4 protein-coding genes are annotated in these 16,816 nt (G+C 36.6%); all 4 read left to right on the top strand.

Translation table 11 applies throughout. The annotated features are described in order from the left end of the window. Positions 1 to 76 precede the first annotated feature (76 nt). The 4 genes from N4T20_RS10350 (at position 77) to N4T20_RS10335 (ending at position 16,808) form a co-directional block, all read left to right on the top strand. On the top strand, positions 77 to 7,087 hold the full coding sequence (locus tag N4T20_RS10350) for a hypothetical protein (RefSeq protein WP_260672924.1): 7,011 nt from the start codon (positions 77 to 79) through the stop codon (positions 7,085 to 7,087). 13 nt (positions 7,088 to 7,100) lie between these two features. Further along, a complete protein-coding gene (locus tag N4T20_RS10345; RefSeq protein WP_260672923.1) occupies positions 7,101 to 12,884 on the top strand; it encodes a VWA domain-containing protein in 5,784 nt (1,927 codons plus the stop codon). A gap of 94 nt (positions 12,885 to 12,978) precedes the next feature. Continuing rightward, the gene (locus N4T20_RS10340) at positions 12,979 to 15,225 is read left to right on the top strand and encodes a hypothetical protein (protein WP_260672922.1); all 2,247 of its coding nucleotides are present in this window, start codon (positions 12,979 to 12,981) and stop codon (positions 15,223 to 15,225) included. Positions 15,226 to 15,227: 2 nt separating this feature from the next. Continuing rightward, the gene (locus tag N4T20_RS10335; protein ID WP_260672921.1) at positions 15,228 to 16,808 is read left to right on the top strand and encodes a BspA family leucine-rich repeat surface protein; all 1,581 of its coding nucleotides are present in this window, start codon (positions 15,228 to 15,230) and stop codon (positions 16,806 to 16,808) included. Positions 16,809 to 16,816 lie beyond the last annotated feature (8 nt).

Genomic DNA, 16,816 nt, shown 5'->3' with positions numbered 1-16,816 from the left:
ATCATTCTGGCATAATTAGAAGGCAAATTTTGAATTGTAATCGACAAACCATTAACAAAGAAATAAACTTAAAAATATGTCAAATCAAATAATGCACCCGTCATTAAGCCAATTATTACCATTGGACAAGATTCCAAATGAGCTAGAGGCAATTAGAGATGCACTTGCCAGTCTTTTTGATTCTGTATTTGTAAAAAATCTTATTGCCAGTCAAAGCTATGACAACTCTTCTGGTTTTTACAGCATGACATTAACCACGTACAATTCTCTAGGACTTGATATTCCTCTTGCACAAGATTTAAAACTAGTTTTGAATCCAACCGTAGATGGCAATACCGAAATTCCAATCAGCTTTGATTATTCCTGGATTATTTTAAAATACATCAATGATTTCAATTTCGAATCATTTGATAATACTGTTGAGTCCGTTTTACGCATTCTTTTTGAATTGGCAGAAATAAACGAAAAAACATTTTTAAATGAACTGATCAATACATTTTACCCTGGTGCAAATGCATTGGTTGATTTTGTTAATCAATTCAATAGTGTGCATACAGATGCACTAGCAACTTTAAACGATACTAATGCATCTTTTGACAATCAGGTAGAACACTTATCGCAGCAAATTGGAAGTCTTGACATTGACCTTCTAAAATTTGCTTACGAAAACCTTTTAAACGTAGGCGACGAAGGATTAGACCGCTTAAAAAAATTGTTTGCACACTACTTCGACAATATCGAAAAAAACATAAAAGAGGCTCTAACACTCCAGTTTAGAATGGCTATTAACGAAATTAGCGTAGGCCTTCAATTTCCTCATAAATGGCTACAACCAGTTTACACCGGTACAGAAAATGTTACCGGCATTGCCCTTGATGATCCATTGCCAGAAAATTATTTTAGCTACTTAAAATTTGATGTCGGCAGTTTAGAATATTCTTCTAATCGCGGTTTTATCTTTAACAATATCTCCAGTTTTAGCTTAAACAGATCTATGATTGGAAACACTGGATTAATTGCAGAGTTTTCTGGATTAAAAGTAGATTTAAGCAGAGATAAAAATATTCCTGAGGCAGATGCTGACGGAAGAGGTGCAGCATTTAGAGGCGTGTATGCTGAAAAAGCAGCAATTACATTACCTAAAAAATGGTTCAAAAAAGAAAATGGCGCTACACTGCAAATTACTGGAAAACAACTATTAATTGGAACTGAAGGCGGAATCTCTGGAACAATTGGATTAGAATCTCTAATTGTTGGAAATCCTGCTAGTGAAACTGATTATATGTGGTTTAAATTAGCTAACAGCTTCAGAGTTGGCTTTAACAAATTTGACATTACCTTTAAACAAAATAGAGTTACTTCTTCTAATATAAAGGGCGCATTAGAAATTCCAAAATTAAAAAAAGGCAATGCTCCATTTATTGTAGACATTGAAGGACACCTATACGACGATGGCGACTTCAACTTAACGGCCTCTTTTGACAAAGCAAGCGAACCTAAAGCTAATTTATTTGGGCTAGTTGATTTCGATTTTCACAGCTTCGAGCTAGGAAAACAAGATGACGATTATTATGTAGGGACTTCTTGCTACGTTTCGTTTCCTGAAGGAACATTAATGAACAAATTGGCTAAAGGCCAAGGATTTGATGTGGAAAAACTTCGTATTTACAGCGACGGAAACATTGAGGTTGAAGGTGGTTCTATCCCGATTCCAATCAATTTATCTGTGAATCTTGGACCGGTTCAGATGGCGGTGAGCAACATCAACTTTGGTTCAACGCAAATTAATGGGCGCAAATATAACTTCTGGGGATTTGATGGCGCTATTAGTGTCAATCCGTTAGGGCTTGATGCGCGTGGAGAAGGTATTAAATACTATTACTCTACAGACAATATAGATGGTGATCCATCAAAAAAAGCAGAATCTTTTATCAGAATTCAAACTATTGAAGTCGATTTGATGATTCCTGGAACAGCTTCAGAATCATCTGCTATGGCTATTATCCACGGTATGATTTCGCTTCCTCAGCCTGGGGTTTCTCCTGAATTTATGGGAGAGGTTTCATTAAAGTTGCCAAAAGCTAAAATTACGGGAAGTGTCGGAATGCGTTTTGCCCCTAAATACCCAGCGTTCTTAGTTGACGCAGGCATTGAATTGCCTACAGGTATTCCGCTTGGATTTTTATCAATCACTGGTTTCAGAGGTTTATTAGGATTTAGATATGTGGCTACAAAAAAAGCTGCTGGTTTAACCGTAGATAATTCTTGGTACGAATTTTATAAACATCCAAAAGCCGGAATCAATATTAGAAAATTCAGTGGACCGCCAGATTCTATGCAATATGACTCGCCTTTTTCTATTGGAGCTGGTGCAACATTTGAATCTACAGGTGGAACTATTTTAAATATGAGAGCCATGTTACTGCTTTCTCTTCCTACTCTATTTTATATCGAAGCAGGATTAAATGTTCTTGGCGATAGATTAGGTCCTATTGAAAAAGATCAAAGCACTCCCCCATTCTTTGCAATGGTTGCCTTTGGGGATGATTCTCTTGAACTGGCCGCTGGAGCAGATTTCCAAATGCCAAAAGATGGCGGAGAAATCATTCAACTGCACGCTTTATTGGAAGCTGGTTTTTTCTTCAAAAATCAAAAGCCTTGGTACATCAATCTTGGTTCTAAAAAAGATCCAATCATGGCGAGAATCTTAACTCTCTTTACTGCCAAAGCATTTATTATGCTATCAGCTCAGGGAATTGAAGCTGGCGCCAGATTAGACTTTAAATTGGAGAAAAGCTTTGGCCCTGCTAAGGTTAAGCTATGGGCTTACTTAGAAATGGGCGGAAAAATTTCGTTTAAACGTCCGCAAATGGGCGGATACATTGCTGCCGGAGGAGGAATTCAGATTAAAATCTGGATTATCAATGTTGAGATCGTTTTAGATACCATTTTCTCTGTAGAATCATTTAAGCCATTCCTGATTTATGCAAAATTAGAACTGAGCGTGCGTGTCAAAATTGCGTTTGTCAGAGTACGTAAAACATTCTTAATTGAGCTTCAATGGGATATTAACAGAATCGTTGACCGTACGCCTTACAGCCCGCTCCCAAAAGGAACTCACGGAGATGTTAATGACAATCGAACTGCCGATGCTGTAAAAGGGGTGCATATGCTTACAAATGAAGCTTTCTTATTGGATTATTTTAATGCAATGCCTGCTCCATCAGCAATTTCTAAAGTACTACCATTAGACACCTACATTGATATTAAACTGGCCAAAGGAGTATTGCCAAACAGCAGTCTTTCTAAAATAATTGGAGGATATACAGCCGACGCAAAAAATTATACCGATATGATGCCGCCCGAAGCAACATCAAAAGCGGGAAGAAAACTACGCCAGGTAAAACATCAATATGCAATTGAATCGATGGAATTACTTTCTGCAAATGGAGGCGCTTGGGAATCTTATCATCCTTTTAAAGCTGTTGTCGATGCAAATTCGAGAACGCTTGTAGAGAATTTACCTTGGGCACAATGGCAAAAAGTAGTAGATCAGTATGACAGCATTCGTGTTTTGGCAACCAATCCATTCTCTTATTTAAGTGCGGGAGAACCAGGCTGGCACGTTCCGGAACAATTCGGAATTACGCCTTCTAAGCTGTTCTGCGTATCAGATAAGATTGATAAGGAGTATGTTAATTTCTTAAACAAAAAAATTGGAAAACGTTATTATGTACCTACTCAATATGAAGCAGATAGAATCAATGGTCTGTTCTTTAAACTCGTTGGTGAAACCCCTGAAATTGTGGATGGCGCGCTTATTGGCGGAGATTTTATGAGTATTTCTGCAGAAAGCAATCCATTTGGTTTTAGAAGGTCTCTTTCTTTCAAAAACTATAATAAACTGGAAATTATTTTCCCTGAAGCTGCGATTGAACCGACTTTAAAACTGACAACACAAGCTAAAACGGTAAAAATTAGCGCCTACACTTCTGTCTTCAAAAAAGGAGACAAGTTAGCTACTTATGACCGTGTTAAAATCCGTAAATCTCCTGATTCAGAGGCTTTAGATGAGGTGACTTACACCAAAGCTGAACTAAAATTACCAATAACGCTATATGATATTAACAGTGCTATTTTAGACAAAAATAAAATTGACAAAATTGTAATCAGTCCAGTTGCTGCAAATGCTGACGCTATTTTAGATGTTAGAAATAAAATTGCCGCTTTATTTAATGACACTTATGCTTCAACAGACGGTGAATTCATCATTTCTGAACCTAGTAATTTGGCAGAATATGATAGGTTGGTTGCCCAATTGACTCAGTTAAAAGCAGATGCTGGAAATGATAATCCGACAGCGGCTCCTACTCCATTGACGTTTACGCGTTTCTACGGATATAACGCAAATGAGCTTTATGCCTTCGACAAAATTTTCAAATACAATGACACTTATTTAGTTTCATTTCATCCGAAGCCAAATACGACCGTAATTGCACAAATCGATGCTAAAGGAAATTTGGTAAGAGAGCGTTTATTGAATGGTTTGGTGACCTCAATGCAAGTGGTAAATAATAATTTATTAATTACTCAAGCTTTAGATGCAGCTCAATGCAAAGGAATTGGTCAAGCAATTGTCAATGATGATTTTATTGTTGGCTGCGCAATTCCTGCCAAAACAACTGCAATTGTTGAACTTGATTCTGAATTAAACAGAACTTTCGGAATGCAGTATGCCAATACGTATTCAACAGGTTTTAACAAATTGGTGCCATTACAGAATAATGAACTGCTTTGGATTAATGCATTGGAAAATGAAACGCAGATCAACTGGGTTAACGGTACCGATCGTTCTATTGTCCATCGCATAAAAATTGATGAAATAGCGCTTAAAGTGCTGCAGCACAACAATACTGATTTCAGTCTGATTACAAAAAACAAAAAAATCGTTCGCATCAGCATTAATGCAAGTACAAAAGCAATCGCGATTACAGACACAAAATTAGTTTCTGAATCATCTATTGCTGAAATTACAGATGCAGTGATTGCAAATGGCAAAGTCTTGCTAACTGTTAAGCTGACTAACGAAAAATTTGGATTGGCTCAAATTGACGGGACAAATATTACGCTAGTTAAAAATGATGCCATTTTTGATTCTGCTATTTACTTGTCAAACAAAACGCTGGCTGACAATGCGGTTATTGCCTACAATAAAAAATATTTGTTTGTATTTAATACGTCATTACAGCTTGTTAGATTAATTGAAAGAGGAAACGCCACTGATAAAGCAACGGTTCTTCATATTCAGAACGAACCATCAGAAAATGAAATTTTGATGCTTTCTTCTAAACAAAATGAAAAAGGGATTTATTTCTCTCTGTTTAATGATCAATTTGACAACTGTTCTTTACACCCAACACAAACTGTTTCGGTTGCATCATCAGCAGCTGCTTTAACCAATTCGACTGCTAATCTGACTGAATTAGACATTGTCGCTAAATCGGTCTATATCAGACCAATTAAGGCTTCAAAATTATTAACAATTAATGCTGTACTATGTTCAGCAGGCGGAAATCCAGATGAAGACAATGAAACGGGCTATGCTACTTACATTCAAGAAATTGGGTGGCTAACGAAAGAAAGTGCGATGCACAATGAAACCATTCCAGGTTCTGATGCTGTCGCAGAAGACAATAAAGCAATGGAAGCCGCGATTCAAAATACGGTTCAGCCTATTTGGAGACCAAATTCAACTTACTGTTTAAAATTTGTTTTAACAGATAAAGTCGATGATAAAGATACCACTAAGTTCGAATACTATTACGGATTTAAAACATTAGGTCCTGTCGGCCACTATCCTGTTCCTGATGAAGATCTTGCTTCTGGCCAAAAACCAGCTGTTAAAAATGAATTGACTGAATTGGCAAAATCGCCATTGACTTCGTTAAGACAGTATTTAGACTACAACCGTTCATACCCAAATGCCGATGGAAGTTTGTTATTATCTAAACCTTCATTCTACGGAAATGAGCAGTGTAAAGTATCGATGTTCTTCAAGAATCCATATGTGTATCATATGCTTAAAGATTGGGAAGATTATGGAGCAGGCAGACCAAAAATTAAAGGTGTGATGAACCTTATCATCAAAGATCCTTTAAATGACGTTCTTATTCCGTATCCGTTACCGACGACAGCAACCACTTATCCAAAAGCAGAAGAAAAAGACATAAAGTGGGTTGATGACAATGATCCTAGAATTCCTCTAAACATTCAAATGTTGCAAAACATGATTAAAGGAAGCACTGGCGCAATAAAATGTGAAATTACAATTGGAGATGCTCTAAAACCAAAATCTTATGGATATGAGGTAAAACTAACCGATTTAAAGCCTTCTAAACTGTATACCATTTTAGTTAAAAATTATTTCGATGAAAATCAGGATAATACTCCAACGGATAAAGAAAATGTATTGATACACCAGTTTGGATTCCAGACATCGCGATACAGAGACTTTGCCGAACAGGTAAATAGCTATAAGTTAAGCGCAGATCCAGTACGCAACGCTTTATTTGATATTCCGTTGAGTTTAAGCGAAAATCAGATTGGTTCTTTAAACAATATCATTTTTGGACAGGAAGATCCGTTAAGCGACGCATTTGCTTTGAAATATCAGCATTTATTTGATCGCGCCATTGAAGGAGTTCTGAAAATGTCTCCTCTAGATCCTGCCCAGTCAACAGAAGTTAACCGAGTTATTGACACCAATACTGGAGATGTTGTAGCGCTTTTAGTCCGCAATCCTGAACCATTCAATATTCCGAAAATTCCTTTAGAAGAAATTAAGAATACTGTTGCTGTGGTTGATGATGCCGGTGCAGCAAAAGCAAATTACAAAGTATTGTATTCTAAAGATTACGCTCAGATGCTGATCATGAATGAAAGTAAAAAAATTACTGAAAACAGTTTAAAACTGAAGTTTGAATACAGAATGTGGAATAACAACGGAATCGTTGGCCCTAACGCCACTGCATTGACAGTTCGTGTTGGCGAACCAGTAATCTTACCTATTGAAAATATAAATCTTTAAAAAACAATAAAAAATGAGTTCTATAAATCTTCAAGAAAGCCAATCCACAGGTTGCGAAACATATATCGCTATCGTTGTCGATGAGTCGGGTTCGATAAATGGTAATGAAGCGCAGCAGATACGTGAAGGGCTGACTTCATTTATCAATTCTCAGGCTCAGAGCAAAATTACGCTTTCGTTAATCGGAATGTCCAACAACGACAGTAATTCTAGGTCAGAGCATATTATTCAAAAAAGAATTTCTGGCAATACCTCCAGTTTTTTAAGTTGGATTAATGGTTTTGGATCAAGATCTGCCGATCCTCAGTCTGATCATTGGGCATCTGGTTTAGAGGTTGCAAACAGCTTAACAGTAACTCCAGACATCATTGTCGTTGTTACTGACGGTTTGCAGGTTAACGATGTTGATGCTCTCAAAAACTTGTATCAGAATCTAAATGATAAATCACACATTTTTGTTTACGGTGTCACAAGCACCGTAAACAATGCTTCAGAATTGATTACGCCAATTACTAACTTTTTAGGAAAAGCGCCTGCTGTAAAAAGCACTGGTCTTTCTATGCTGGACACAGATTACATCAGAGTTCCTGATTTCAGCACTTTAGGATCTGAATTAAACCAATTAAGCAGCGATTTATCGGGCGCACAAATTGGGTGTCTTTCAAATGTAATTATCACCCAAAATAATTTGGTTTACCCTGTCCTTAAAAAAGGTCTTGCGGTAAGTCAAAGTGCCGGACAATTAACGCTTAGGAACAAAAGCCGTGTGGCTCTTTCTCTTCCTGCCGGAACAAGAATTCATACGGTAAGCAATATAAGCGGACTGGTTTTTAAACTTCAGAATGCCGTTGTTGTACCTGCTCTAGGAACTATTGATGCTGCAATTCGAATAGACGGAAAACCAAGCGCATTAGGCGATAACTCAGCCAAAATTGCTTTGCCAAATGTTAACAATCCTAGCGGATTTAAAATCAATTTTAATGTTGGCAAAGAACTGCATATTGTTGATCTTAATTCTGGAAAAACTGCTTTGCAGTCTACAAGTCTGCAAATTGCTGCTGCAGGTTCTAAAGGGCTTGACAGTACAAAAGGAATTCATCTTCGCTGGCTTTTGGCTGGAGAATTAGGCGCAAACCATCTTCCAAAAGGTGATTTGTATAAAGGTGCCAATTCTAATTCGCATTTCAACAAACCTGAAGATTTTGTAAAAGTATACAGAGCTCCATACACTAAAGTCGCTTATAAATTAGACTTAACAAAAAAGCCAAAGTCAGTAGATATTCAAAAAGCATTTTGGTTTTATAAAACAACAGATCCGCAAAGATCGATTTATGTCTATTTCAAAAACAGAGCAAAATATCTGTCGACAAGAGCAAGTATTGATCCGATGGTAAATCCATCAGGTTTTATTCAGGCTTACGGAAATGAAATTATCGAAATTGAAAATAAAAGCGAATTATTTTTTGCCGCAGAACTTAAATTCAGCGCTGCAAATAACTCAGGTGTTGTTAAACTAGAAACACTTTCTGTAGCCGAAAATACTATTGTAGCATCAAAAAGAGTTACAAATCGCAAGACTTTTTCTTCTACAGAAGTTAACGCAATTCGCGTGGTAGCAGAAAATGGAAGAAGCATCCGATTTAAAGCAAGCAACTGCCTGTTGAACGAAATCAATTTCGAATATTATGGCGATTTCATCCAAAATGCAAATGATAGAGGGACTTGGGATCTAAAAGGAAAATATGCTTTGACTCTTGATGACAATAAAGCGTTTGAGCAATTGGAACCTAAATTAAATTGCATCCACGGGAAATGGCTAAAATTTAATGATGGCGAATACGTAGACGTCAATAATTACAAAGATAAATGGAAGCGACCAACCGATGAAGAAGATAAAAACATTAAGGAAGTTATTGAGAGCTATATTGGCTTAAGTGCCGATGGACTTAATCCGACTGCTTTAGAAACCATTAAGTTTAAGGACAGCATTCCTACCAATGAACCTCAACCTGGAGAAACGGCAGAATTTGCAGAAAATTCTACTGAAATATCCAATCTAGATTTATTAAACATTGCTGCAAATGATTATCATATTGCCAGAATGTTAGGTTTAGGATGCATTGATATTGATGAAACGGTTCTTTCGGGAGAATATATTTACTTAACAGAATATGTTACGTTCAAAAATTTAGAAGGAGGTCCTGACAAAAAAGAAGTACAGCACCTTTCTATGAGTATTCCGACTTCTGTAAACACAGAACGTTTGCCTCTTCCTGTACAATTAAGCAAATATTTGCCAGGCCTTAATGCGGGTGCAGACGAAGATAATGAAACTGCAAAAATCACAGATCCAGAAGGATATAGTTTTGATGGCAAAAAAAGATATGTAAGTCTGTTTATGAGCGACATCAAAGATTACAGTGTAGACACTGCTTTCTTTAGCTCTACAGAAGAATATGATGGAAGCTCTTTTACTTTTCCTATCTATGCAGGAGTAGATTATAAATTGAAAGGCGAAGCCAATTGGCAAAAGCCAGAACTATCTGCTGACACGGCATATTCTAATGTCAAAAAAGATCTGAGTACTGGTGCTTTTGAGCCTGCTCCAATTATTATTCCAGACTCAGGAAAATCATTTTTAAATGTTCGTCAGGAAAAAACAGGGTTGAAAACTTATGTTTATCAAGGCTACGGAATTAATATTTTCTCTAGAGCAACATCTGGCAGACAACTAGAAATTACTTCAAACATTAAACCGAAAAATACTTTACTGCCTCCAACTGGCATTAATTCGCTATTAATTACAAAAGAAAATCCGTTGATGTTTACGTCAATGAGCGAACAGCTTAAACTGAAAGCCTTATTAGAAAATGAATCCATAACAGACAAAACTTATATCCGTCTTCTTTTTGAATATTATGCTATCCAGGAATTATTGAACTATACCGTTCCTGATGGGGTAACTAATGCAGAAGCTTTGCTTTCTGACAAAATTTATCCGGACAATGAAGAGCTGTTTGCAGATTATTTTAAACTTTATTTTAGGGATAGCCTTCCTCAAATTGAGCACGCTAAAATCACTAATATTTCAAATAGTCCAACAAGTGAGCTTACTTCGATTATTACAATCGGGGAATACAGAATCCTAAGCAGTGGCGAAGAAATTAAAATCAACTTAACCGATGCCAATAAAGACCGATTTATTGGAGGTATTTTAACCGTTGGAGATCAAAACTATATCATTCAAAATATTGCTGTGGTAACTACTGCAGGAAAATTTAGTTATGCCAATGTTGAAGTTCTTAAAAAAGAAGTAAGCGACCGTCTTGTTTCTGATGGTGATGCTACAATCGATTCTGAGCAAATTAAGGAAATTAAAAAGCCAATAAACGAATTATGTTCTTTGGTTGAGAATATGCTAACGCCTGAAAATTGGCGTCAGCCAAGTCCAATTGGTTTTCAGGTTCAATTGCCAGAAGTTTTAAAAACTGTTCATAGAGAACTTGTCCTTCAAAAAGACAGCCAAGGCAGCGATAGTTTACAGATTGAAAAAACTCGAGGAATCTGGAACAAGAGAGTCATTATTGAAAAAGTTCTGGAAAAAGCTTTTCAAGTTGACGCAAACGGCAATTATGTATTGGATGAAAATGAAGAACCAATTCCGCTGCCTGAAGATCAGAAAAAACACTTTGGCTTATACAAACTTACTTTCAAAGGACTAAAATTGGCTCAGCATCCTCAATACAACCAAGACAATGGAAATTCTGTTGAATGGATGAATGGTACTGTCCGTCTATTTACCAAGAGTTGTTTTGAAGGCTCGAATCCAATTCCTGTAAAATCAAGAAAAGAGTTTAAAGTCGTACGCGCAGATAATATTGGAACCGATCTGGATTTGGAATTAATTGTTAATGACCCTAATTTCAAATTAAAAAAAGATGCAACTCAAGAAATGGATCCAACTTATGATCATATCCTTATCGAAGAGAATGCATTGCATGAGCCACAAGAACAGGAAGTAAACTATTATCCTAGCTATAAAGTTTATCTTTTTGCTGATCCTTCAAACGGAATCACAGCAGCAAATATTCAGCCAAGAGAAGGAGAAAACACGCATTACTCCATTTTTGGAATCAGCGCGCATTCAAATTTATACGACTATGATTCTAAAATTAGTGCGCCAAATCCGATGTACGCGGTTAGAATTGAAAAACCTGTTAAACCAGAAGATGTAAAAGGTCCTTTGTATGCCACTAGACCTGACTTTTTTAACAGATCTACATACACCTTTACGACCAGATATACGCACAAACCTTACGGAATGCTGCATTACAGAGCAAATGATCAGGCCTTATTAAATGTTTTGTACGAAACTGCAACGATTGCCACAATTCGTGAAGAAATTAGCAAACTTGGCGGGAATAATGAACAATATTTCACTAACAGATGGCAAAATTTCTTAGACTTTAATGGACTTCAAAATGCTGCAAACTATGCAACTTATCCTCCTGAGAGCGTCTCTGGAGAGCATTACCATTTTCCAGTGCCAGACAGTGTATTGCTGAAAGCGGAAATTAATGAATTTATCAAATGGCATAATACAACTCAGAAACAAAATGTTCCGACAATAACCAGTTTAACTGCCCTCAATCAGATTATTATTCCTAAAAGTGCAGGGGTTGAAGAAGATTTATTGGCCATTCACTTCATTGAACAAGCCATTCATTCTGTTTTTGTGCCTTTAACTGAAGTACCCGTAATTTACGAATACATTAAGGATAATGACTATGTGCCTGTTAACAAAAAACAGACGATTAAAGATAAGAACGGAAATATCCTGAAATATCCTAATCCTGATCTGGACATTGCTCCAATGATGAAAATCACTGATGCAGCGCAATTCAGAACCCAATTTACAGATTTTAATCTGGATGGAAATTCGCAAAACATTTATTTCTACGGTGTTCGCGAAATGGATATCAAATTGAATTTCAGCGAATTTAGCACATTTTTAGGTCCTGTAAAATTAGTTCCTTCAAATCCGCCGCAGACGCCAGAAATCAAGCGAATTATGCCAGTGCTGGAAAATCAGCTTTTAGGAATCAAACCAGCTATTCAAATAGAATTGAACACCTACAAGCCAGAATACAACATCAGAAAAATAAATGTTTATCGCGCCAAAAATATGCTTGATGCACAATCGATCAGAACCATGACGCCTGTCAAAGAAATTTTGATTGACGAGAATACTTTATCTACTGATTTTAATAGTGTATGGACTGTTTATGACGAATTTGAAGATCTGGAAAATGTTCCTTTTGGAGATGGTCTTTTCTATAGAGTTACAGTTTCCAGAGAAATCGAATATGCTGATCCGAGTTCAACAGATCTTAATCCAATTACCAATATTGATTATACGCCATCTCAGCCATCAAAAATTACCGCTACAGTAATTGCCGATACTGCTATTCCAGAGTCTCCTATATTAACAGCTTCTGGAGAAGCAACAGGAGCAAATGAATCTATACTGAAACCTATTGTTTTCAGTTGGGAGAAAACGGTTCATAATGGCAAATATCATTTGTACAAAATGAATAATCAAGGAAACTGGGATAAAATTCAGGAAAAAGTTTCTAATGACGAAACGGTAACATTGTCTTTACTTGAGACCAAACTTGGAATTGACGAATTGACTATTAAAAATGATGATGGCGACAGAATTTACCATCATTTTAAAGTGCTTGCCGAAAACTCTTCGGGTATGTACAGTAGTGAAGAAAAAATTCTAACACTTTAATTTTAAATGAATCCCAATGCAAATTATGCATTGGGATTCAAAAATCTAGCGAATCAAAAATAATATTTACAGAAAGAAATAAATTTCAAACAACATGGTAACAGACAGAACTAACATTGGCTACAAATTCGAGGACGGCGATATTCCGTCACAGGCGGACTTCCAGGAGGTTTTTAACAGTTTTATCCACAAAGACGAAGACAAGGCCGATTTTCAAATGGTTGAAGATGGAAGGGATAACGAACATTATGTCACTCCTGCCCTATTGTATACTGGTCTACAAAATATCGGCATTATTACCGGAAACTGCTATATGCCTTACAAAGAACAGTTTGACGGTTTTATCGGCAATACGCTTCCTTTAAGATATGCTCCAGTAAAATTTAGCGTAAAGGCATTTAAAAATGGTCAATTATTGTTTGAAAAAGAAAGCGAAAGCGCTGACGGAGATTATATCGTAAATTATGATAATGCGGTAATCACTTTTTCAGCAAATATTGACAACAGAAATATTGAGGTTGCCTATTGGTACAAAAATTTAACGCCAAATCCAGGAGGAGGCACAGGCCAGCAAATTGACTTCACAAGTTTCTTGCATACTTCTGGAAACGAAACCAAAAACGGAATCTTAACTTTCAACAACACAACTCCAACCTCAACAAGCGGAATTGTATTGACAAATAGCGGAGCCGATGCTGGCGCAAAAGTACTCGACGTGACGGTGAGTGGAGCCGGAAGCGGGGTTTCTGTTCAAAATACGGCATCAGGAACTGGCATTAAATTATCCAATACTGGAGCAGGAGTTGGCGTACAATTAAACTCGTCTGCAACCGCAACTGGCGATGCTTTGCAAGTCACAAAAGATAATGTTGTAAAAGCTAAAATTAATTCAGAGGGAACTGTAACTGCTAAAGAATTTGTTTCTGCTGGTGGCCAACGTACACAATTTGTAAAAGGAGATGGTTTTCTTGATCCTACAGCATACGCAGACGATACGACAGTAATTCACACAACAGGAAATGAATCTAAAGATGGAGCTTTAAAACTAACGCACAATAATTCTGTTGAAGATGTTCTAACCATCACCAAAAACAATAGTGCCAATTGCTTAAAATTAGTTCAAAACTCTCCTTCTAATGCAACCACTTCTACTTTTGACACAAATGCTGAAAATGTTAATAGAAAAGCAATTAGTGTTCAAAAAATACAAGTAGAAAAAGCATTTATCACGCACGATGGAAACGTATCTGGAACTTCATTTACAACCTTAAACGAAAAGGCAGATATTACCGACGGTTTATTAACCCTAGCCCCTTCTGAATCTGGATCTCCAACCACAGCAACAGCAGGCCACGCAAAATTATATGCCAAAACAAACGGCACGACAGATTTGTATGTTATGGGCAGTGATGGTGTTGAGAAAAAGATTGGTGAGAATTCGCTGCAAGGAGTATTACTAACATCAACAGATCAGTCTTTTACTGGAATTAAATCTGTCACCAATACTGGAAACACACAAACTAACGGATTAGTCATTACCAATAATGGCGGTGGCGGAAGCAATTCTGTATCATTAACCAATAATGGTGATGGAATTGGTTTAAAATCAAACAATACCTCGACAGGTTTTGGTATCTACTCGCGCCAAACTGGCGAAGGTGGACACGGAATCTATGCTGGTAACTCTACCGATTATGGTTATGGTTTATTTTCTCATAACACTGGAAATGGAACAGGGATATTTGCACATACTGAATTTGGATCTGGAAATGCTATATCGGCTATTACTAGCGGTGATGGAATTGGTATTCTTTCCACTACATCATATGATGGAATTTGTATTGCTGCTAATGCTGCATCTGGAGCAACTGGTCTACTGTATGTTGGAAAAAATAACGGAGTAAACACTTTTACTGTTGATAAAACTGGTGATGTAAAAGCTAATTCTTTTGTAAAAACTGGCGGTACAAGTTCTCAATACTTAATGGCGGATGGATCTGTAACCACGTCTACAAGCGCCTTACCTGAACCTTCACAAATTACCATTACAACAAGTACAAACATTACAACTGATACACTTGACACAAATGGTAAAAAACAACTTGGCAAAAATGTCATCATTAATAATGGAGCAAGTGCAATAAACATTACCGTAAATGGTGGTACAGATTTTTGTGCATCGTACTTAAAACATGGTGCAGGTGCAATAACATTTGTACAAGCAGCAGGAAGAACATTAGTACAAGTTAATGCGTCTGCGACACTAAACGGAGCCGCAGGAAGCACGGCAACTATTTCGAGCATTGGCACTACAGATTATTTAAGAATTTCAAATATGTAATTATGAATCCATTATTATTTTATGAATATGGGTTAAGCAAACCCGTTGGCCTTCCATTTGTTTCTACTTGGAAAACTGATAATGTTTCTTCAGGTTCTAGTACGGCATCACAAGTGAAATTGCCCTTGATTTACAGCGGTACTTATGCTTTTAACGTAGATTGGGGAGATGGTTCCTCAAATTTCATCACTTCATACAGTCAACCTCAAACCTTACATACTTATAGTACACCAGGCACATATACAATTACAATTACTGGTACGTGTAAAGGATGGAGATTTTATGGTTTGGGAGATGCATTAAAAATACTATCTATAAGTTCTTGGGGAAGTTTAAATCTTGGAACTACCGAAGGGGGATATTTTTGGGGATGCTCAAATTTAAATTTATCGAATGTATCAGATGTATTAGACTTGACAGGAACAACAAATTTATATTATGCGTTTTATAAATGTACCTCTTTAACAACTATAAACAGAGTAAATGAATGGGATACTTCAAGAGTAACAATCATGCAAAATCTGTTTGCGTCTACAAATTTCAATCAAAACATAGGAGCGTGGAATGTTAGTAAAGTTATAAATTTTAGACTTATGTTTAACCCTGTGTTTAACAATGGGGGAAGTTCTGATATAAACAATTGGGCAATAAATACAAATGAACCTGTTACTTTTGATGGTATGTTTTCCAATTGTCCAAATTTCAATCAGCCTATAAACAACTGGAATACATCAGCTGTTACAGACATGAGTTATATGTTTGCTAACGCTACAAACTTCAACCAAAATATAGGTGCGTGGAATGTCAGTAATGTCATAAGTTTCAAACTTATGTTTCAAACTGCAATAGCCTTCAACAATGGCGGAAGTCCTGATATAAACAATTGGTCATTAAACACTAATGCTGCTCCTGATATTATGGCAATGTTTCAATATGCTGACAATTTTAATCAGCCTCTTAATAACTGGAATACGTCAGCTGTTGTAAATATGAATTCTGTCTTTAGATATGCCAAAAATTTTAATCAGCCTTTAAACAACTGGAATACATCAGCTGTTACAGATATGGGTTATATGTTTGGGTATGCTGCTGCATTTAACCAACCTTTAAACAACTGGGACGTTTCTGCCGTAAAAAATATGGATTCTATCTTTGAGTCAGCTACTGCATTCAACCAAAATATTGGCTCTTGGAATACTTCTTCCGTAACAAATATGGGGTCTATGTTTGCTTCAGCTACAGCGTTCAACCAAGATATTGGCTCTTGGAATACTTCTTCTGTAACAAGTATGCTACGTATGTTTTATAATACACCAGTATTCAATCAAAATATCGGTAATTGGAATGTATCAAACGTTACAAATTTTTCTAGCTTCAAGCAAAGAACAGCTCCTTCAGACTTAGGCTTATCTCCTTCCAATTTAAATGCACTTTATAATGGGTGGAGCTCAAGACCTGTAAAACCCTCATTAACTATTCATTTAGGTTCTGCAAAATATACTTCAGCTAGTTCTGCTTCTCGAGCAATTCTTACAGGAGCACCAAACAATTGGGTAATTAGTGACGGTGGAATAACGACATAATAATTTAT

The organism is Flavobacterium sp. TR2 (assembly GCF_025252405.1).
GTDB lineage: Bacteria > Bacteroidota > Bacteroidia > Flavobacteriales > Flavobacteriaceae > Flavobacterium.
This window is presented reverse-complemented; position numbering and strand designations above follow the sequence as displayed.

Coding starts and splice junctions, on each gene's coding strand:
- N4T20_RS10335 (WP_260672921.1), top strand. CDS start 15,228: ATGAATCCATTATTATTTTATGAATATGGGTTAAGCAAACCCGTTGGC.
- N4T20_RS10340 (WP_260672922.1), top strand. CDS start 12,979: ATGGTAACAGACAGAACTAACATTGGCTACAAATTCGAGGACGGCGAT.
- N4T20_RS10345 (WP_260672923.1), top strand. CDS start 7,101: ATGAGTTCTATAAATCTTCAAGAAAGCCAATCCACAGGTTGCGAAACA.
- N4T20_RS10350 (WP_260672924.1), top strand. CDS start 77: ATGTCAAATCAAATAATGCACCCGTCATTAAGCCAATTATTACCATTG.